Genomic DNA, 19,731 nt, shown 5'->3' on the forward strand with positions numbered 1-19,731 from the left:
GGCGGTACCCCCGGGCGTGCGTCAGGCGGTTCGGGCGAGGTGCTGCTTGATCTTGGGGATCCCGGGATTGGTCATGGCGGTGCCGTCGGCGAAAACGACGGTGGGGACCACCTGGTTGCCGTTGTTGATCTTCTCCACCAGTGCCGCGGAGTCGGGATCGTGCTCGATGCTGACCTCGGTGAAGGGTATGGCCTCCGCGTTCAGGCGGGACTTCAGGCGGTGGCAGTAGCCGCAGGCGGGCGTGGTGTAGACGGTGATCATCGGGGCTCCGTGGGCTTCGTCGGGAGTGTGCGGGCGAGGGGTGGCGGTGGGCGGGGTGGTGCCCGGCCAGTCGGCGGCCTCGGTCAGTACCTTGCGCAGCAGGCGGGCGATGGTGCGGTAGGGCGGGATCGCCGTGCCGGCCAGCCGGTCGAGATAGGCGGGGGTCCAGGTCAGGATGTGACGGTGGAGCAGTTCGTGGGCCGCCGCCCAGGCGGCTGCGGGTGGCGGCCCGCCGGTGGCGGTACCGCAACAGGTGCCGTAGAGGTGGGCGAGCAGGGCGAGCTGGACGGCCAGGTGGTCGGGTTCGAGGACGGCGTCGCCCGGCTGCGGAAGGCTGCGCAGCCGGTGCCGGTCCAGGAAGGCGGTCATGGCGCGGGCCTGCGGTCCGCCGAGCTTGGCCTGGCGCTGCTGGGCGGAGGCGTAGGGCGGGGCGGCCGGGCCGGGGCCGATGAACAGCCGGCAGTACTCCTCGGCAAGGCGTTCCACGGCCGCGTCCTCGGGTTCCCGGGCCAGGGCGGGGTCGAGGAAACGGGGGTGCTCCTCGGCGTGGAAGCGCTCGTCGGCGGCGAGGAGCTGCCGGTACAGGGCGGTGTCGGCTTCCCGGCTGAAGAGGCGGACGGCCAGCCGCAGCAGCCCGGTGTAGGCCTTGACATGGGCGGCGGCGGGTGCGGGCGGGGCCGGGAAGTGCGGATGCGCTGCCGTATCGGCCATGGTTCACGCCTTCCGGATGCGGACGATGGTGTCGTGGTAGGCCTGCCCGCCGGTGCGCGGGTCGGGGTAGATGGGGAGCAGGTCGTTCTGCGGGACGCTCAGCGCGCCGCTCCACCACAGGCGGTCCAGGTCGGGGTCGGCGGCGTCGGTGCCGTAGCCGGGGTTGGCGGTGCGGTCGCGTCCGTTGGTGGCGTAGGCGCCGCCGGCCGAGCGGCCGGAGTTGTGGGCGATGGCGATGACCAGCGGGTGGACGCCCTCGGTGAGCCGTACCCGGGTGCGCAGGGTGCCCAGCGGGGAGCCGTCGCCCTGCGGGATGTCGGGGTCGTTGGGCCGGTAGCTCTCCACGACGATCCAGTCCCCGTCGGCGATGCCCAGCCGCCGCGCGGAGGCGCGGTTGAGCAGGGCGGGGTTGGTGTGGGAGATCTCCTGGAGCCATTTGGACTGCATGGTCCGGTGCGCGTTGTGCACATTGATCTTGAAGCTGGTCATGATGAACTGGTCGTCGGGGAATTCGCCCTGGTGGTCGGCGATCGGTTCGTAGACCGGCAGCGGCTCGATGTCCCGGCCGGCCTCCCGCCCCTTGCCGACGATGAAGCCGCAGTGGATCTCCACCTTGCGGGAGGGGGTGGAGAAGCCCCGGCGGGCGATGCCCTTCACCCGGATGCCGATGGCCCGCGGGCGGCCCTTGTCGTCGGTGCCGGAGGTGATGATGCCGGTGGCCGGGTCCTCGGTGGCGCCCGCCAGTTCCCCGGGGGTCAGGCGGCGCATATAGGGCTCGTAGTTCGGCTGTTTCTCCGGGTCGAGGTGGATGCCGTCGCGGCGCATGGCGGCCAGCCCGCCGGGCACGGGGGCGAAGAAGGCCTCCAGGTATTCCTCGGTGGTGGCCCAGGGGAAGTAGGTCTCCATGCCGCCGCCGATCCGGCGGGCGAGTTCGGGGAAGATGTCGCGGATGTCCTTGGACTCCCCGCGCGGGGCCACCACGGGCTGGCGCAGGCCGACGTAGTCCACCAGGGACTGCGGGGGGCGGGCGTCGATGTCCCAGCGTTCCAGGTAGGTGGTCCAGGGCAGCACGATGTCGGCGAGGTGGGCGGTCTCGCTGTACATCACGTCGATGCAGACGTGGAAGGGGATCAGGCTCTCGTCGGCGAGGACGGAGCGGACCAGGTTGGCCTCGGGCCAGGCCCAGGCGGTGTCGGCGTTGTAGGTCATCAGGGCGGAGATCTTCTGCCGCCCTTCCTTGATCCACAGGTAGACGATCTCACCGACGCGCATCCTCTTGCCCTCGAAGGCGTTGGCCAGCGGCCAGTCCCTGGCGTCGGCGATGACGCTGCTCGCCGTGGGCCTGGGCGGGATGGGCCCGGGCTCGGGGATGGCCTTCTTGTCCCAGGAGCCGTTGGGGTGCCAGCACCAGCCGCCCTTCTTTCCCATGGAACCGACCAGGGCGTTGAGCACGGTGATGGCACGGTCGTTGTAGAAGCCGTTGCGGTGCGCCTGGGAGCCGCGGTTGCAGATGGTGGTGGCGCGCGGGGCGGCGGCGGCGAACTCGCGGGCGATGCGCGCGATGTCGGCGGCCGGGACGCCGCTGTGCTCCTCGGCGTACTCGGGGGTGTACCGCGCCACATGCGCCGCGAAGTCCTCTGCCGGGTAGTTCGACCAGGTGTCCAGCCATTCCCGGTCCCACAGTTCCTCGCGGCAGATGACGTTCGCCATGGCCAGGGCTATCAGGCCGTCGGTGCCGGGTTTGACGCAGAACCACTCGTCCGACAGGGCGGCGGTGTTGGACAGCCGGGTCTCGAAGGTGACGAGTCGGGCGCCGCGGCGGCGTGCCTCCATCATCCGGATGGCCACCGGGATGTGGCCCTGGTGGGCCTCGGCCCAGTTGGAGCCGAAGTTCAGCACATAGCGGCTGTTCTCGAAGTCGCCCAGGTCCCAGTCCGAGTCGCCGATGGTGGTGACGATCGCGGCACGCCGGTTGTTGGAGCACAGCGCCCGGTGGTTGAAGTGGGAGGGGGTGCCGTAGGCGTTGAGGAAGCGGGAGACGATGTCGCCGGAGCGGTTGCGGCCCTGCTGGAAGGCGAATTCCTCGGGGGCGCCGCGTTCCCGTATCTCCCGCAGCCGGCCGGCGATCTCGGTGTACGCCTCCTCCCAGGAGATGCGCTTCCAGCGGCCGGAGCCGCGCGGTCCGGTGCGCCTGAGCGGGTAGAGCAGCCGGTGCGGGTCGTAGAGCACGGACGGCCCGGCCACGCCCTTGGCACAGACCGAGCCGCGGCTGTTGGGGTCCAGCGGGTTGCCGGTCACCTCCACCAGGCGGCCGTCCACGACATGGCCGATGATGCCGCAGGCGGTGGTGCACATCTGGCACATGGAGGGCACCGCGGTGCGGGCCGCGGCGGGGCCCGTCCCGCGGTCCGAGGCGGGCACCGGCCCGGGGTCGTGGACGGCGTCGAGGATGCCGAGGCCCGCCACGGCCGCCCCGGCCGCCGCGCCGATCCGCAGCAGATCACGCCGCCCCAGCTCCCAGGAGGCGCCGGGCGGGACGTCGGACGGTTCCCCGGTGGAGGGGGTGTCGGCTCGGGTGCTCATCGCGGGTTCCTCCCGGGACGGACGGGACGGCGGGCACGGTTCGGGGCGCGGGAACTCAGGGGTTCAGAAGTTCAGGGGTTCAGGCGGCGAAGATCAGGAAGCGCAGGGCGCAGGCGCCGGCCAGCACGCCGACCGCCGCGGCCGGCTGCGCCCACCGCCGGCGGCCGGCCAGGCCCAGGGTGAGCAGCGGGAGCAGCAGTCCCGCACCGAGCACCCCGCCGTAGAAGAGGGCGGACCAGCCGCCGTTCAGCAGTGCGTCCAGCGATTCGCGGGCCGGTGTGCCGTCGGCCACGGAGATGCCGGCGAAGAACAGCGCGGCGGCGTAGACGGTCAGCAGCCCCAGGGTGAACCGGCGCCGGGCGGGGTCCTCCGCCGCCGCGCCGCCGGGCGGCCACAGCAGCAGAAGCTGGACGGCCGCGCCGCCCATCAGCAGGGCGGTGAGCAGATACAGCAGTGCCGCGCCGGGGGTGGCGGCCAGCGGGGAGACCCAGGTGCGGGCCAGGACGGCGGCCGGGTAGACGGCGAGTGCGGCGCTGGCCGCGCCGAGCAGCCAGGGCAGGGCCCGGTCCACGGCACGGGCCGGGCCCCGGGCGGCGGGCAGCGGTCCGCCGCCCGGGCCGGCGGCGCGGCGCCGGGCCCACAGCAGATCCCACAGCAGATAGAGCGCCAGCGCCAGCAGGGCCGACTTGACGGCGATCAGCTTGGCACCCAGGGAGATCGGTGAGTCCCAGTTGCCGAACGCGGTCAGCATCAGGAAGAAACGTTCCGGCCGTCCCAGGTCGGTGACCAGCAGCGCACCGGCGGCGGTCAGCAGGGCCAGAACCGTCCAATGCGCCCGCCAGTCCAGCCTCCAGCCCTCCCCTCCCCCGCCACCCGGGGACGCGCCCGGTACCGCGGCGGTCGCCGGCCGGGCGGCGCGCCACCAGAGGATCAGGGTCAGTCCGCTGGGCAGGCCGATCAGGGTGAAGTACAGGGCCAGCGGCGCGCCCCAGGGCACGTTCTCCATGGGGGTGATCTGCGCGGCGAGCGCGGGCTCGGGCATGGGCTCACTCCCCGGCCAGGTCCGCGCCGGTGTCCATCTGTACGCCGTCCGCCGCGATCAGCGGCAGTGCCCGGCGCGGGTCCACATACAGCACCCGGGGACGGGTGCCGGCCTCCGGCTTCCACACGTCGGTGCCGTTCTCCCGGGCGGTGACGGAGATCCGGCTGTCAGGGTCGTCGAGGTCGCCGAAGATCCGGCAGCCGGTGGGGCAGGCGTCCACGCAGGCGGGCTGCCGCCCGTCGGCGGTGCGGTGCTCGCAGAAGGTGCACTTCTGCGCGACGTTCTTCTCCGGGTCCTCGTAGATGGCGTCATACGGGCAGGCGGCCATGCAGAAGCGGTTGAGGTTGCAGTCGCCCTCCTCGATGACCACCTCGCCGTTCTCCAGCCGGGTGATGGCCCCGGTGGGACAGGCGTCCAGACAGGGCGCGTCCTCGCAGTGGTTGCACAGCACGGGGACGAAGTGCTTGGCGGCCTTGGGGTACTGGCCTTCCTCGACGGTTCGCACGGTGTCGCGGAAGACCCCGAGCGGGACGTCGAACTCCGCCTTGCAGGCCACGGAGCAGGCGTGGCAGCCGATGCAGGTGGACAGGTCGATGAGCATGCCGAGCCGGGCCATGGGGGCGCTCCTTGGCGGGTCAGTGGCGGAAGGTGACCGAGGGCAGTGCCTTGTCCAGCGCGCGCGGGATCCACCAGGTGCGCTCGCCGAGCAGGGTGAGCGAGGCGGGGACGACCAGCATGCGGACCACGGTGGCATCCAGGATGACCGCAATGGCCAGGGTGACGCCGAGTTCGGTGGGCGGGATGGGGCCGGTGACACCGAAGGCGGTGAAGACGATCACCATGATCACGGCGGCGTTGGTGATGGGCCGTCCGGTGACCGCGATGCCCTCCCGCACCGCCTGCCGGGTGTCGCCGGACAGCTCGTAGCGCTCCCGCACCGCGGCGAGCAGGAAGAGCTGGTAGTCCATGGACAGACCGAACAGGATGGCGAAGAAGAACACCGGTGCCCAGGCGTTGATGAAGCCCTGGTGGTCAATGCCGATCAGCCCGGCGCCGATGCCGTGCTGGAAGATGATCGCGGCGATGCCGAAGGCCGCGGCCACGGTGAGCAGGTTCATCACAATGGTCACCAGGGCGATGGCCGGACTGCGGAAGACGATCAGCATCATCAGCAGCGACATGGCCAGCACCAGGGCGATGATCCAGGGTGCGGAGGCGGCCAGGGCCCGGGTCATGTCGTGGTTCTGGGCGGCCGGGCCGCCCACCCGGGCGTCCGGCACCGTCTGTCCGAGGTCCTCGCGCAGGTCGGCGACCAGGTCGGCGGTGCGGTCGTCGTCGATGGCGGTGGCCGGGACGGCGCGGATGACCACCCGTCCGCTGTCCTCGGCCGGTTCGGTGACCACACCGGCCTGGGCCACCCCGTCACGGCCGGTGAGCTCCTCCAGCACGGCCGGGGCGCCGGCCTCCGGGGCGGTGAGGTAGAGGGGGGCCGCGGCGCCGGGGCCGAAGGCGTCGGTGAGGGTCTCGTAGCCGTCGCGGCTGGACCAGCCGGTGTCCACCACCCGGGCGCCGGGCATGCCCAGTTCCACCCCGGCGACCGGGCCGCTCAGCCCGGTCAGCAGCACCGCTCCGGCCAGCAGCCCCGTCACCGGGCGGCGCACCACCACGGCCGACCAGCGGCGCCAGCGGGTTTCGCTGCGCTCGGTGCGCCCCGCCCGGCCGCGCAGCACCCGGTCGCCGAGGGCGGCGAGCACCGCGGGCAGCAGGGTGACGGCGGCGGCGGAGACCGCCACGACGGCGAGGATCATGCCCAGCGCCATGGAGCGGAAGACCATCACGGGCAGCAGGAACACCGCGCCCAGCGCCATCACCAGGGCGAGCGCGGAGAGCAGGATGGCCTTGCCGGAGGTGGCCAGGGTGCGGGCCAGGGCGGCTTCGGTGCCGGCTCCCCTGGCGCGTTCGGCGCGGTAGCGGGTGACGATGAACAGGCTGTAGTCGATGCCGATGGCCATCCCGATCATCATGGAGAAGTTCATCGACCACACCGACAGCGGGGTGGCGAAGGTGATCAGGTGCAGGGCGGCATAGCCGGTGGCGATGCCGGCCATGGCCAGCATCATGGGCAGCCCGGCCGCGACCAGCGAGCCGAAGACCACCACCAGCAGGATCATCACCGGCAGGCCGGAGAGCAGCTCGGCGCGGAGCATGGCCTGTTCGTTGGATTCGTTGAAGTCGGCCCACACCGGCCATTCGCCGGTGACCTCGGCGGTGACCGAGGGCGGCAGCGCGGTGTCCTCGACGGTGTCGCGGACCTCGGCGGCGGCCTCGGGCAGGCCGGCCTCGTCCTCGGCGGTCAGCCGCACCGGGACCAGGGCGGTGCGGCCGTCCTCGCTGACCAGCCCGGCCTCGGCGGGCCGGGTGCGGGGGTCGGTGAGCCCGGCGACGCCTTCCCGGCCGTCCAGGGCGGCGATGATTTCGCCGACGGCGGCGTCGGGTTCGCTGCCGGCCGGGGCCTGGACCACCACGACGGCGGCCTCGGCGCCCAGTTCGGGGAAGTCGCGGCGCAGCTCGTCGCGGACCTGTTCGCTCTCCGAGCCGCGGGCGGTCCACCCGGCGCCGGAGAGCGCCCCGCTCAGGGTGGCGGCCAGCGGGGCGGCGGCCAGGATGATGACGAGCCAGAGCAGCATGACCGGCCTGCGGCGGCGGACCATGACGGCGGCGGTGCGGTCGGCCAGGGTGCGTCGCCGCTCCGCCTGCTCCGGTGAGCGGGCGCCGCCGGAGGCGTCACGGAGGGGTTCGGAGGTGCCGACGGACATGGGGACGGGCCTTTCGGTGCGGGGCGGGCGAGGGCGGAGCTGGGGCTGGGGTGCGGCGGCCGACGGGGACGGCCGCCGCACGGGCGGGGAGCGGCGGCGCCGGGGTCAGCCGGCGGGGGCGGCGGAGCCGTTGGCGCTCCACAGCTCCAGCCAGCCGGACTCCTCGCGCCCCTTCTCCCGGTGCAGTTCCTCCGAGGGTTCGGACATGGCGACCTGCGGGCCGTCGGGGTGGTAGAAGTCGCCCTCGCCCTTGGCGGCCTTGCGGCCTCCCGTTTCGATGTAGCAGTGGCCATGGCCGGTGAAGTACGGCTCGGGCGCGTCATGGCCGAGTTCGCGGGCGATGCCGGCGGCCACCGCCTCGGCCTGGCCGCGGGCGAAGACCGCGGCCTTGGGCAGCGGCTTGCCGTTGGTCAGGGTGATGGCGGCGTTGTCGCCCATGGCCCAGACCCGGTCGTCCTGGGTGCGCAGGGTGTGGGCGTCCACCGGGACCCAGCCGGCCGGGGAGAAACCGGCGGCGGCCACCGGCTCGGGCGGCCGGTGCGGCGGCACCACCAGCAGCAGGTCGAAGGGGGCCCGGGTGCCGTCGGCGAAGACCACCTCGCGGGCGGCGGCGTCCACCCGCTCGGCCTGGTGCCCGGGGTGGAAGCCGATCTTCTGCGCCTCCAGCAGGGAGACCACGGCCTGGCCCACCACCGGTCCGGCCACCGGCATCGGCTGCGGCTCGGGGGTGAAGACGTCCAGCGCCACGCTGTCCCGGGCGCCGGTCTCGCTCAGCAGGCAGCCGGCCAGCAGCGCCCCCTCGTACGGGGCGGCCGGGCAGCGGTAGGGGATGGCGGAGACCAGGACGACCACCCTGCCCGAGCGCACCGCGCGCAGCCTGGCGTGGGCGTCCACGGCGGCCTCGGCGCTGTAGTAGTGCGCGGCGCTGCCGGCGGCCAGGGCCTGGTCCAGGCCGGGCAGGGCGGCGGTGTCGTTGCGGGCGCCGAGGGCCAGCACCAGGGCGTCATAGCCGAAGTCGCCCCCCGAGGTGCGCACGGTGCGGCCCTGAAGGTCCAGGGCGGTGACCTCGGCAGTGACCCGGCGGGCACGGCCGAGGGCCCGGGCGGTGGGGACCACCCGGACGTCCTCCGGCTGCCGCCAGCCGCGCATCAGCCAGAGCAGGGAGAGCCCCTGGAACTGGTCCCCGGTGCGGTCGATCAGGGTGATCCGGTCGGAAGCGGGCAGGTGCCGCTGGAGTTCCCGGACGGTGCTCAGACCGCCGAAGCCTCCGCCGAGCACCACAATGTCGCGTTGGGCCATGGAATGTGCTTCTCCGTACGTCGCGTCGGTGGATGTGCCGGATATGCCGGATGCGCCGGGGACGGCGGCGGTCAGACGTTGATGACCTTGTCCGCCCACAGGGTCCAGTCGGTGAGCTCCTTCATCGAGGACCGGTGGGCGCCCTTGGTCAGGCCCTCCTCGGTCATGGCGCGGGCGTCCATGCAGGATCCGCAGCAGCCGATCTCCCCGCCCAGCCGGGCGAAGTTGGTGGCCATCCGCGCCACGTTGTAGTAGCCGTCCGGCGTCTTCTGGCCGTCGGCCACCGAGACCACCGCGTCCCCGAAGAGGAAGACCTTCACCTGATGGCCCTCCCGGCGGGCGACCTCGGTGGCCCAGCGCAGCCCGTTGTAGACCCGCTCGGTGCCGTAGGGCGGATCGTGCAGCACAAACAGGAAGTTCACTTCCACTCCTTTTCAAAAGAACACTAGAAGACTAGAGATACGGTGAAGGGGTGTCCAGAGCGCGGCGTGTCTTTCGGGGTTCCGCGGGGCGCACGGAAGTCGCCGTGCGCCCCGCGGGCGGTTCAGCGGGTGGCGGCCCCCATGCGCCGCCGCAGCAGGCGGGAGATCTGGTCCACGCCGATGACCAGCAGCAGCAGGGCGATCATCAGGGTGGCCAGCTCCTGGTAGCGGAACAGCCGCATGGAGATGCCCAGCGACTGGCCGATGCCGCCGGCGCCGACGAAGCCGACGATGGCGGAACTGCGGATGTTGCACTCCCACTGGTAGAGCACCAGGGAGGCGATGTTGTTGCGGGCCTGCGGGATCACCGCCAGCACGCCGGTGGCCTTGCGGGAGGCGCCGGTCAGCCGCATGGCCTCCACCGGGGCGGGATCCACCGCTTCGAGCTGTTCGGAGACCAGCTTGGCCAGCAGCCCGGCGGCGTGCAGGGAGATGGCGTAGACCCCGGCCGCGGGGCCGAGGCCGATCATGGCGACGAACACCAGCGCCCACAGCAGTTCGGGCACCGAGCGGAAGACGGTGGCGATCAGCCGGGCCGAGGAGGCCAGCCAGGCCGGGGCGCCGATGTTGCCGGCCATCAGCACGGCCAGCAGCAGCCCCATGACGGTGCCGAAGAACAGCGCGGCCAGGGAGATCTGCAGCGTCTCGATCACCGCGTCGCCGACCGACCGGAGCAGGTCCCCGTCCATGTCCGGGGGGAACAGTCCGACGGCGATCTCGCGGGCGCCCTCCCAGCCGGCGGCCAGGGAGGCGACATCGACCCCGGTGCCGTGCAGGGACCAGCCGATGGCCGCCGCGGCGACCAGGAACACCAGCCACAGGGTCCTGGAACGTCTGGGGTTGCCGGCCGGCTCGGCCGGCCGGCGGCGCCGGGGAGCGGCGGGCGGCGGCTGTCCGGCGCCGTCCGCCGCCCGGCTCTCCCCCGCGTCGTCCACGGGCACCCGCGGGCCGCAGTTGCCCTTCTTCACGGAGGTGCTCATGCCGGCACCTCCGCCCCGGCCGCGGCGCCACGGTAGATCCGCTCCGCCGCCCGGTCGGTGAGCTCGGCACCGTCGAAGCAGACCCGGCCCTCCCGCAGGGCCACGATCCGGGGGAACTGCCGGGCGACGGCCAGGTCATGGGTGGAGACCACCACGGTGACGCCCTCGGCCTCGCGCAGGGTGTCCACCGCGGCCCGGGAGGTGACCGGGTCCAGGCCGCTGGTGGGCTCGTCCGCGAGCAGCAGGGACGGCGCGGGCAGCACGGCACGGACCAGCGCCACCCGCTGCCGTTGCCCGCCGGAGAGATTCTCCACCCGGTGCCGTAACTGCGGGGTGATGCCCTGGTTCTCGGCCAGCCGGCGCATCCGCTCGGCGAAACGTTTCGGGGTGCCGCCGCGCAGGACCGCCGCCCATTCGCGCACGCCCCAGGAGTGCGCGGTGCCCAGCAGGGCGTTGGTCCGGGCGGTCAGGCCCAGGACCAGGTCGTTGCCCTGCCGGACCACGCCGGCGCGGCGGCGGATGGTGCGCAGTTGCGCGGGGTCGGCCGGGTCCAGGCCGCCGATCCGCAGGGTGCCGCGGTCCGGGCGGACGGCGCCCAGCAGGCAGCGCAGCAGGGTGGTCTTGCCGGAGCCGGAGGGCCCGAGCAGCACCACGTGCTCGCCCTCGGCGATGTCCAGGGTGATGGCGTCCAGGACGGGTGTCCGGCCGCGGTCGAAGGAGGTGCAGACGTCATCGAGACGGATGTGCATGCCAGTACTCCCCCGTCGGGGTGGGTGTGGAATGGACCATGGGCACGGGTCAGCCGGCCGAGAGCAGGCCCAGGTCCTCGGCGTGCCGCACCAGCGGCTCGTACTCCTCGGCGCCGACCCGCTGGTAGCCGGTGGTCTGCATCAGGTCCAGCAGCTCCGGGTCGTCCATCTCCAGGAAGGCCTCGGTGACCGCCTCGGCCGCCTTCTCGCCCAGGGCGGAGCGCATGATCCAGGGGTAGCCCATGACGTTCTCGGTCTGGATCACCTTCAGTTCGCCCTCCGGGACGACCCCGTCGCGCTCCAGCCGGTGCAGAATGCGCACCTCCAGGCCGCCGGCGTCGGCCGAGCCGTTGAGCACCGCCTGGGCGGTGGCGTCATGGCCGCCGGTGAAGGAGACGCCGCTCAGCGGCGGACAGCTCTCCATGGCGCCGGGGGAACACTCGGCACCGGCCGCGTTCAGCATCAGGCGCGGATAGAGACTTCCGGAGGTGGAGCTGACGTCTCCGAAGGCGAAGGAGCCGCCCGCCCGGACGACCTCGGCCAGGGTCTCGAAGCCGGAGTCGGCCCGGACCACGACACCGGACAGGTACTCCTTGGTGCCGGTCTCCTTGTCGACCTCGGTGACCAGGGGTTCGACCTCGGTCTGGGCACGTGCCTGGGCGTAGGTCAGGCCGCCCACATAGGCCACGTCCACCTTCCCGGCGGCCAGCGCCGCCACCACACCGGCGTAGTCGGTGGCCACGAACAGCTCGACCTCGGTGTCGAGCTGTCCGGCGAGATAGGCCCGCAGCGGTTCGTACTTGGCGTTCTGGGTGTCCGGCGCGACGTTCGGGATGACCCCGACCGTGAGCTTCTCCGGAAGTCCCTCGCTGTTGGTGGCGTCCGCGTCGCCGCCGCAGGCGGACAGCGTCACGGCCAGGGCCGGCGCGGCGAGCGCGGCCAGCAGAGTTCTCAGCAGTTTCACGTGCACACTCCCCCAGTGGGCGTACGTGTCAAGTGCATGACATTGACGCCTCCGGCCCCGGCGCGGTCCCTCCGGCCGCGCCGCGGTCTTCCGCCGGCGTCCCGGGAAGAGACCGCGGACGCGGACGTGGACGTCGTGCACCAGGTGACGGAACCCGGTCTTGTGGTCAGCTCGCTCGTGCGGTGCTCACGGGCAGTCCCCCTGCCCGCCACTCCGGCATGCCGTCCTCCAGCACCATCGCGCGCAGCCCGGACCGCCGCAGGATCTGGGCCGCCTTGGGCGCCAGAACGCAGTGCGGGCCACGGCAGTAGGCGACGATGTCGGTGCCCTCGGGCAGCTTCGCCAGATGCTCGTTCAGCTCCTGGAACGGGACGGAGATCGCCCCCGGGATGTGGCCGGCCCGGTACTCCTCGACCGGACGCACGTCGATGACGCAGACGTCCCCGCTCAGGGAACGCCGCACCAGTTCGTCGCGGGTGATCCGCTCCAGGCTGTCGTCTCCCTCCAGGTAGTCCCGGAGGAGCTGCTCCACTTCGGCCAGCCGGGTGTCGGCCAGCCGCCACAGCTCGCGCAGGAACACTCCCACCTGCTCGTCGGCGAGCGAATAGAGCACCTTGGTGCCCTGCCGGCGGGTCTCCACGATCCGCGCGTTGCGCAGTACCTGTAGGTGGGCCGAGGTATTGCCCACGGTCATATGGGTGGCCTGAGCGAGGGACTCGACCGAGCGCTCGCCCTGGCCGAGCACGTCCAGCAGCTCCAGCCGCTTGGCGCTGCCGATCGCCTTGCCGATGCGGGCGAGCTGACCGAACAGCCCCTCACGTACCACCCGCTCCGACATGGCGCCCCCTTCGCTCGCTGTTCAAAAGATAACTAGAAGACTTCCCCAAAGACAAGGGAAGTCCAGGAAATCACCTTTCTCCCTTCGCGTGCCGGATGCCCCACCCGCCCGGGATGCCCACCGAGCGCTCGGCGCCCGGCGGCCGGCCGGACCCGGACTCACCAGGGGACGGGCCGGGCGCCGGTCGCCGCGACGGACAGCTCCCACAGGCGCGTGGCCGAGGCCGGGTCAACGGCGTAGGCGCGGACCCAGCCGTCGTCCATCGGCCCGTCCTCGCCGGTGGCCCGCGCCACCTCGCAGTCCTCCAGGTAGAGCCCGCCCCGGCCGTCGAGGAGCGGGGACGTCGCTGCCCACAGGCCGGTGGCGGCGCCCTGCGACGGTGTCCTGAAGCCCTCGCCGATCACCGTGCCGTGCTCGTCCACCCACCCGAGGCCGACCTGTTCCCCCCGCGTCAGGTCCCGCTGGAGACCGGTGATGATCTTCCCCGGATGGAGGGCGAACGCCCGGACGCCGTCGCCCCGGCCGAGGGCGTCGAGATGCACGGCGAACAGGACGTTGGCGGTCTTGGCCTGCCCGTATGCCTGCCACCGGTCGTAGCCGGTGCGGAAGTGCGGGTCGTGCCAGCGGATGTCGGTGATGCCGTGGCCGCTGGAGCTGTAGACGACGACGCGGGCGCCGTGCGCGCCGCGCAGCAGGGGGTACACCTCGCAGACGAAGGCGAAGTGCCCGAGGTGATTGGCGGTGAACTGGTACTCCCAGCCGGGCCCGACGCGCCGCTCCGGGGTGGCCATCACCCCGGCGACGGCCATGAGCAGGTCGATCCGGCCGACCGACCCGCGGAGCTGCGCGGCGGCCGCCCGGACACTGTCGAGGTCTGTGAGGTCCATGGGGATGACCTCGCAGCCGGGGACGCCGGCCAGCGCGTCCCGCGCCGCCCCGGGCCGGCGGGCCGGGACGACGACCCGCGCCCCGGCGGTGGCCAGGGCCCGGGCCGTCTCCAGTCCCAGGCCGGAGTACCCGCCGGTGACGACGGCGGTCCTGCCGGAGAGATCGGTCCCGGCCATGACGTCCTCGGCGGTGGAGACGGCGGAGAACGGGGAGCCGAGCGGCTGCTGTGCGGTGGTGACGGTGTCGGTAGTCATGCCGACGACGCTAGGAGCTGGAGCGCGGTCCAGATCAAGTCATAGGGTGAGCCGTATGACGACGCCAGGGACCCCCGCGGAATCGCTGGGCATCGGTCAGGTGGCCGACCGCACCGGCCTCAGCGTCCACGCCCTGCGCTTCTACGAGCGCGAGGGCCTGCTGGTCGGCCCGGTCCGCCGCACCTCCGGCGGCCGGAGGCGGTACACCGCCGCCGATGTGGACTGGCTGGGGATCTGTGTCCGGCTCCGGGAGTCGGGGATGCCCCTCGCCGAGCTGAAGCGGTTCGCCGGACTGGTCCGTGAGGGCCCGGGGAACGAGCCCGAGCGGCTGCGGCTCCTCGATGCGCATCAGCGGCGCGTCGAGGAACAGATCCGCGCGCTGGAGGAGTGCCGCTCGGTCATCGCCCGGAAGGTCGGCATCTACGCCGAGCACGTGGCACGCGGCGAGGCCGTCGGGCTCTGGGACCCGACCGCCGCCGCCGGCGGTCGCCCGGTCTGAGCGGACGAGGACTGCCGGACAGGTGTCGCCGGCGGCTCGCCGGGGGCTTTCCGGCTGAGTCCGGCGTCAGGTCCCCGGGCGCCCGTTTCCGCGGGCCGCGCCCTCCCCCGCGGCCGTGGCGGCGCGGCCGGCGCGGACCACGAGCTCCAGGACCGTGTCGATGTCGGCCGGGAGCGTGGCCGGGTTGATGGTGCACAGGCGGAGGACGGACCGGCCGCGGACCCGGGTGGTGAGGATCATGGCGCGGCCGTCGGCGCAGACGGCGCGGCTGACGGTATGCTGGAGGCCGTCGAGGGCCTCCGGGGCGGGCGGGGCGGGCGCGCCGCGGGGCGGCCGGTAGCGGAACGTGAGGATGCCGAGGCTGGGGGCGGTCACGAGGGCCAGCTCCGGGTGGTCGGTGATACGGGCGGCGGCGTGGTCGCACAGGGCGAGGCCGTGGTCGACGGCCCGCCGGAAGGCAGCGGCGCCGAAGGTCTTGAGGGACAGCCACAGTTTCAGGGCGCGCAGGCCGCGGGACTGCTGTGGGCCGTAGTCGTCGAGGTTGATCTCGTCGCCGTGGGCCTCGGCGGGGTGCAGGTAGCCGGTGTCGAGGTGGTGCCGGGCCATGCGGAAGCTGTTCCGCAGCAGGGACGGGTCGCGGACCAGGACGCAGCCCGCCTCGTAGGGCTGGAAGAGCCACTTGTGCGGATCGACGGTGAGGGAGTCGGCGCGGCCCAGCGCCTCGCGCAGGGGGCGGCCCCGGTCGGTGAGGGCGAGGGCCGCCCCATGGGCGCCGTCGGCGTGCAGCCACAGGCCGTGGCGGTGGCAGAGGCGGGCGAGTTCGCCGAGGGGGTCGACGGCGCCGGTGCCGGTGGTGCCGACGGTGGCGACGACGGCGAAGGGGCGCAGCCCGGCGGCCCGGTCGGCGTCGACGCGGGCGGCGAGCGCGTGCGGATCGAGGCGCTGGGTGTCGTCGGGCGGGAGGGCGGTGAGCTGGTCGCGGGTGAGGCCGAGGAGGTGGGCGGCGCGGGCGACGGAGGGGTGGGCCTGGGTGGAGCAGTAGAGGCGGGCGCCGGTGAGGTCGCCGGCCAGGTGGTGGTCGCGGGCGGCTGCGAGGGCGGTGAGGTTGGCGACGGAGCCGCCGCTGACGAAGAGTCCGCCCCAGCCGTCGGGCAGGCCGAGGAGCCGGCGCAGCCACGACAGCGCGGTGAGCTCGATCCGGGTGGGGCCGGAGCCGACGAGCCAGGCTCCGGGGACGCTGAGGAAGGCGGAGGCGAGGAGGTCGGCGAGGAAGGCCGGATAGTTGCCGGTGGTCGGGACGAAGGCGAAGCAGCGGGGGTGGTCGAAGCGGATGCCGAGGGGAAGGACGTCGGCGGCGAGGTGGTCGAGAAGGGCGGTGAGGTCGCCGGGTTCCTCGGGGAGGGATTCGTCGAGGAGTGCCCGGAGGGTGGCGGGGTCGGCGACGGCGTGCGGGCGGTCCTGGGCCAGGTTCCGCAGCCGGTCCACCACCAGGCGGACGGCTCGGTGTCCGGCGTGCAGCATCTCCTCCGGGGACAGGGCGAGTTCGCCGGGGCGGTAAGGGCTGCGCAGGGCGGCCGCGGGCGGGGCGGCGGGCTCCGGGATCATGCGGCATCTCCGGTGAGGGCGTGGAGGTGCTCGGTCCAGGCACGGGCCCGGGCGTCGAGACGTGGACGGGGTGCCAGGGCGCACAGACGGTGGCCGGTCTGGAGGAGGACCAGCTCGTCACCGGCGTCGACGGGGCCGGGTGAGGCGTGCGGCCACAACAGGGCGGACCCGCGGGGAAGACCGGGCAGCGGGGCGGCGGGCAGGGGGCCCTGGAGGGCGCTGTCGGTGAGCCGGTAGTGGCCGGGAGCGGGCAGCGTGTGGACGCGTCGCGGGCGGGCGGCGTGCACGATCAGCTGACTGAGCGGGGGAACCGGTCCGGTGGCCTCGCGGACCGCCGGCAGGGCGGGGAGCAGGCAGGCGAGGACGTGCAGCCCGAGGGCGGGCAGCAGTCCGGCGGCGGCCTCGGCGGCCTGCACGAGGGACACCACGGTCTGGAAACGGGGGTTGATCTCCACGACCAGGGGCCGGCCGCCGTCCGCGACGAGGTCGAGGCCGAACACCCCGCGGAATCCGTGGCCGCGCAGGACGTCCCCGACCGCCCGGGCGGTCTCCCGGACCCGGGTGTGCAGCGGGGCGGGCAGGTCGGACGGGCCGAGGAGCTGGTTGCCGCAGTGGGTGCCCCAGGCCGGGGTCAGTCCGGGGACGCCGACGAGCTGGTGGGAGACGGCGGAGACGACGGTGCGGTCGGCTCCGGCGCAGGCGCTGACGGTGAGGGAGAGGCCGGGGACGAGGCGGCTGAGCTTGAGGGTGTGACCGTGCCAGCGGTCCAGGGCCTGGGCGAGCCGCACGGGACCGTGCACCGGGACGGTGCCCCGGCCGAGCAGGTTGTTCTCCCGGCGCTGCAGCACGGCCGCCTCCCAGCCGGCAGGCCAGTAGGCGGAGGCGGGCCGCCGCCGGCCGGCGGGCACGACGAGGTGGTCGGGCACGTCCACCCCGGCCTCCGCCAGCAGCTCCAGGCAGTGGATCTTGTCGGCGGCGCGCGCGGTGATCGCGGCGGGCGGGGCGAGCAGACGGTGGCCGTGCCGCTGCGCCCAGCGGCGGGCGTGGTCGCCGTGTTCCGGGGCGAACGCGACCGCCATCCGCCGCGCACCTCCGCCGGCGCCGCGCGAACGGGGGGCGCGCGCGGCGGCCGGGGCGGTGAGCAGCGGGGAGACCGCCTCGTGCCGCAGCCAGCCGGGGACCGGCCGGAAGGAGGAGGGGAGGAACGCGGACCGGTCGAGAAAGGCGACCTCGTCCACCAGGTCCGCCAGCAGGGCGAGCCCTTCACCGGCGTCCACTCCCTCCAGCGCGGTGGCCGGGCGGCGGCCCTTGGGCGGCGGGACGGGCATGGCCCGGTCGGTGCGGGCGGCCGGACGGGCGGCGGGGACGGCAGGGGACGGCGGACGGCCCGGGGCGGTCATCGGCGGGTTTCCTTCCCGAGAGGGGTGAGCAGACCGCCGCGGGCGGCGGCCAGGCGGTCGAGGGTGTGCAGTGCGCTGTCGCCGCCGCCGAGGAGGGAGGGGCCTGCGCCGACGAAGCGGGCGCAGACGCCGTGGTGGGCGGCGTGGACCTCGGCGAGGGCATCGGCCAGGTCCCGCACCGCCTCGCAGCCCGCGGCGCAGGCGGCGGAGTGCGCGGAGCCCCAGCGGCGCAGCTCGGCGACGAGGGTGCGGTGGTCGGCCGACCACAGGCCGGAGAAGCCCTCCCGTTCGCGCCGGGGCGGTGTCATGGAGGGCCGGACGGCCGTCTCATAGGCGTGCGGGGTGAAGGAGGCGGTGGCGCGCATGGCGGCGGCGCAGGCCCGCAGCAGGACGGCCGCGTCGTGGCCGGCGGGCCGGCCGGGGTGGTGCGGGGCGCCCGGGGCGGTGGCGTCACGGAGGGCGACGACAACGGCCTGGGTGAGGGCGAGGAAAAGCCGGTGGCCGGCCTTCCACCTGGCCAGAGCCTGCTCGCCCGCCGTGCCCGCCATGCCCGCCGTTCCCGCCGACGAGGGCGGCGACGCCGGGCGGGCCGGCGGCGGGGACGGGAGCAGCCGGCAGACCGTCAGGGCCCCGCCCAGGGCCCGCCGGTCGGCGGGGCCGGCCCAGGCGCTCACCTCGGCGGTGGTCGTCAGCAACGCCCGGGCGAGGGCGGCGGCGGGCGCCCGGCGGGTGCGGGCGACGCCGAAGTAGGCGTCGTAGTCGGCATCCCGGGGGTCGGGCAGGGGCCCGGCCGGGTCCGGCGGGGCGAGCGGTGACCGGGCGCCGTCCCGCAGCGCGGTGCGGGAGGCGGGCAGCAGTTCGGGAGGAGGCAGCCACAGCGGGCTCGTACGGGTGATCATGGGCTCCGGGGGTGGGGGTGTCGGAGATGCCGCGCCTAGCGTCGGCCTATGAACGACGAGGTCTTCCCTGCCGTGGCCGCCGACGCGGCCGAGCGGCTCGCGGTCCACTGGCGGGCCCTTGCCGCTGCCGAACTCCCCGTGGTGCCGTCCGGCCCGCCGGGCACCACCCTGAAGGCGCTCCCCGAGGAGCCGCCCGAGCGGGGCGAGGACCTGGCGGAGATTCTCGACGACACCTGGCGCACGATCGTGCCGCAGCTGGTCCACTGGCAGCATCCCGGATTCCTCGGCTGGTTCCCCACCAGCAACTCGCCCGCCTCGGTGCTGGCGGAACTGGTCACGGCGGGGCTGGGGGTACAGGGCATGATGTGGTCGTCGTCGCCGGCCGCGACCGAGCTCGAACAGCGGGTCTGCGACTGGCTGGCCCGGGCCCTGGCCCTGCCGCAGCGGTTCGCGCACAGCTGCGGTCAGGGCGGCGGGGTGATCCAGGACTCGGCGTCGTCCGCCGTGCTCGTCGCGGTGGCCGCGGCGCTTCACCGGGCGTCCCGGGGGCGCTGGCGCGAGCACGGCACCGAGGGCCGCCACCGGGTCTACTGCACCGGACAGACCAACTCCTGTGTGCCCAAGTCGGTGCGGATCGCCGGTGCCGGAGAGGCCGTCCGGGTGCCGTTGCTGCCCGGTACCCATGCGATGGACCCGGCCGCGCTGGCCGCCCGGATGGACGCGGACCGGTCGGCGGGCAGGATTCCCGCGGCCGTCGTCGCGACCGTCGGCACCACCGCCACGTGCGCCGCCGACCCGGTGCCCGAGATCGGCACGGTCTGCCGGGAGCGCGGCGTGTGGCTCCACGTGGACGCCGCCTACGCCGGCAGCGCCGCGCTCTGCCCCGAGTTCCGTGAGGTGAACGCCGGGCTGGAACACGCCGACTCCTACGCCGTCAACGCCCACAAGTGGATGCGCACCGGCACCCCGTGCAGCGTCCTGTGGGTCGCCGACCGCACGGCCCTCACCGACGCCATGGGCCTGACCGCCTCCTATCTGGACAATCCGGCCGGTGAGCCGAGGACCGTCGTCGACTTCAAGGACTGGCAGGTGCCGCTCGGCCGCCCGATGCGGGCCCTGAAGCTCTGGTACGTCATGCGCGCCCATGGGCTGGAGGGGCTCCGCGAGACGATCCGTCACGATGTCCGCCTCGCCGCGTTGCTGGCCGGGCTGATCGAGGAGGAACCGGGCTTCGAGGTCGTCGCCCACCGTCTCGGGCTGGTCGTCTTCCGCCGCGACGGCGACGCACGGACCCGGGAGCTCGCCGAGCGTCTCACCGGCGACCCCGGCGTGCTCTGCACGCCCGCCACCGTCGACGGCCGGCCCGTCCTGCGGGCCGCGCTGGGCTCCCCGTACACCGACGAGGCGGCCGTCCGCCGGATCTGGTCGACGATCCGGCGGACGGCCGCCGCGCAGGACTGA

The 19,731-nt window shown here is 73.9% G+C and carries 17 protein-coding genes; 2 read left to right on the forward strand and 15 right to left on the reverse strand.

The features are described from left to right. Window positions 1-21 precede the first annotated feature (21 nt). From BM242_RS31180 to BM242_RS15155, 12 genes are all read right to left on the reverse strand, one after another. Complete coding sequence (locus BM242_RS31180; protein ID WP_093839331.1) at window positions 22-972, reverse strand: molecular chaperone TorD family protein; 951 nt, start codon at window positions 970-972, stop codon at window positions 22-24. Window positions 973-975: 3 nt separating this feature from the next. Then, on the reverse strand, window positions 976-3,555 hold the full coding sequence (locus BM242_RS15105; RefSeq protein ID WP_093839332.1) for a molybdopterin-containing oxidoreductase family protein: 2,580 nt from the start codon (window positions 3,553-3,555) through the stop codon (window positions 976-978). A gap of 79 nt (window positions 3,556-3,634) precedes the next feature. Further along, the gene (nrfD, locus tag BM242_RS15110; RefSeq protein WP_093839333.1) at window positions 3,635-4,597 is read right to left on the reverse strand and encodes an NrfD/PsrC family molybdoenzyme membrane anchor subunit; all 963 of its coding nucleotides are present in this window, start codon (window positions 4,595-4,597) and stop codon (window positions 3,635-3,637) included. Window positions 4,598-4,601: 4 nt separating this feature from the next. Further along, window positions 4,602-5,213: a 4Fe-4S dicluster domain-containing protein gene (locus BM242_RS15115; protein ID WP_093839334.1), complete on the reverse strand. Its 612-nt coding sequence runs from the start codon at window positions 5,211-5,213 to the stop codon at window positions 4,602-4,604. A gap of 19 nt (window positions 5,214-5,232) precedes the next feature. Continuing rightward, entirely contained in the window at window positions 5,233-7,413 is a 2,181-nt protein-coding gene (locus BM242_RS15120; protein ID WP_093839335.1) for an MMPL family transporter, read from the reverse strand. A 105-nt stretch (window positions 7,414-7,518) separates the two neighbouring features. After that, window positions 7,519-8,712, reverse strand: a complete 1,194-nt coding sequence (locus BM242_RS15125) for an NAD(P)/FAD-dependent oxidoreductase (protein WP_093839336.1) — start codon at window positions 8,710-8,712, stop codon at window positions 7,519-7,521. Window positions 8,713-8,783: 71 nt separating this feature from the next. Beyond that, window positions 8,784-9,134, reverse strand: a complete 351-nt coding sequence (locus BM242_RS15130; protein ID WP_175541429.1) for a DsrE/DsrF/TusD sulfur relay family protein — start codon at window positions 9,132-9,134, stop codon at window positions 8,784-8,786. Window positions 9,135-9,256: 122 nt separating this feature from the next. Then, window positions 9,257-10,174, reverse strand: coding sequence for a phosphonate ABC transporter, permease protein PhnE (phnE, locus tag BM242_RS15135; RefSeq protein ID WP_093839338.1), 918 nt, complete (start codon window positions 10,172-10,174; stop codon window positions 9,257-9,259). Next, window positions 10,171-10,923 (reverse strand): phosphonate ABC transporter ATP-binding protein, encoded by a 753-nt coding sequence (locus tag BM242_RS15140; RefSeq protein ID WP_093839339.1) that lies wholly within the window; start codon window positions 10,921-10,923, stop codon window positions 10,171-10,173. The genes phnE and BM242_RS15140 overlap by 4 nt, the downstream gene beginning before the upstream one ends. Window positions 10,924-10,972: 49 nt before the next feature. Beyond that, entirely contained in the window at window positions 10,973-11,887 is a 915-nt protein-coding gene (gene phnD / locus BM242_RS15145) for a phosphate/phosphite/phosphonate ABC transporter substrate-binding protein (protein WP_175541430.1), read from the reverse strand. A 166-nt stretch (window positions 11,888-12,053) separates the two neighbouring features. Then, window positions 12,054-12,725: an ArsR/SmtB family transcription factor gene (locus BM242_RS15150; RefSeq protein WP_093839341.1), complete on the reverse strand. Its 672-nt coding sequence runs from the start codon at window positions 12,723-12,725 to the stop codon at window positions 12,054-12,056. 158 nt (window positions 12,726-12,883) lie between these two features. Next, on the reverse strand, window positions 12,884-13,867 hold the full coding sequence (locus BM242_RS15155; RefSeq protein WP_093839342.1) for an SDR family NAD(P)-dependent oxidoreductase: 984 nt from the start codon (window positions 13,865-13,867) through the stop codon (window positions 12,884-12,886). A 55-nt stretch (window positions 13,868-13,922) separates the two neighbouring features. Between BM242_RS15155 and BM242_RS15160 the strand changes: the two genes are divergently transcribed. After that, window positions 13,923-14,366, forward strand: a complete 444-nt coding sequence (locus tag BM242_RS15160; RefSeq protein ID WP_093839343.1) for a MerR family transcriptional regulator — start codon at window positions 13,923-13,925, stop codon at window positions 14,364-14,366. A 66-nt stretch (window positions 14,367-14,432) separates the two neighbouring features. On the opposite strand, the gene BM242_RS15165 is transcribed toward BM242_RS15160, so the two are convergent. From BM242_RS15165 to BM242_RS15175, 3 genes are read right to left on the reverse strand one after another with little or no spacing between them, the layout of a single operon-like run. Further along, a complete protein-coding gene (locus tag BM242_RS15165) occupies window positions 14,433-15,971 on the reverse strand; it encodes a pyridoxal phosphate-dependent decarboxylase family protein (RefSeq protein ID WP_245834098.1) in 1,539 nt (512 codons plus the stop codon). Next, entirely contained in the window at window positions 15,968-17,371 is a 1,404-nt protein-coding gene (locus BM242_RS15170) for an ATP-grasp domain-containing protein (RefSeq protein ID WP_093839344.1), read from the reverse strand. Before BM242_RS15170 ends, BM242_RS15165 begins: the two co-directional genes overlap by 4 nt. Next, a complete protein-coding gene (locus tag BM242_RS15175) occupies window positions 17,368-18,270 on the reverse strand; it encodes a hypothetical protein (RefSeq protein WP_093839345.1) in 903 nt (300 codons plus the stop codon). Before BM242_RS15175 ends, BM242_RS15170 begins: the two co-directional genes overlap by 4 nt. Before the next feature lie 48 nt (window positions 18,271-18,318). Between BM242_RS15175 and BM242_RS15180 the strand changes: the two genes are divergently transcribed. Continuing rightward, complete coding sequence (locus BM242_RS15180) at window positions 18,319-19,731, forward strand: pyridoxal phosphate-dependent decarboxylase family protein (protein WP_093839346.1); 1,413 nt, start codon at window positions 18,319-18,321, stop codon at window positions 19,729-19,731.

This window comes from Streptomyces aidingensis (genome assembly GCF_900112355.1).
Classification (GTDB): Bacteria; Actinomycetota; Actinomycetes; order Streptomycetales; family Streptomycetaceae; genus Streptomyces; species Streptomyces aidingensis.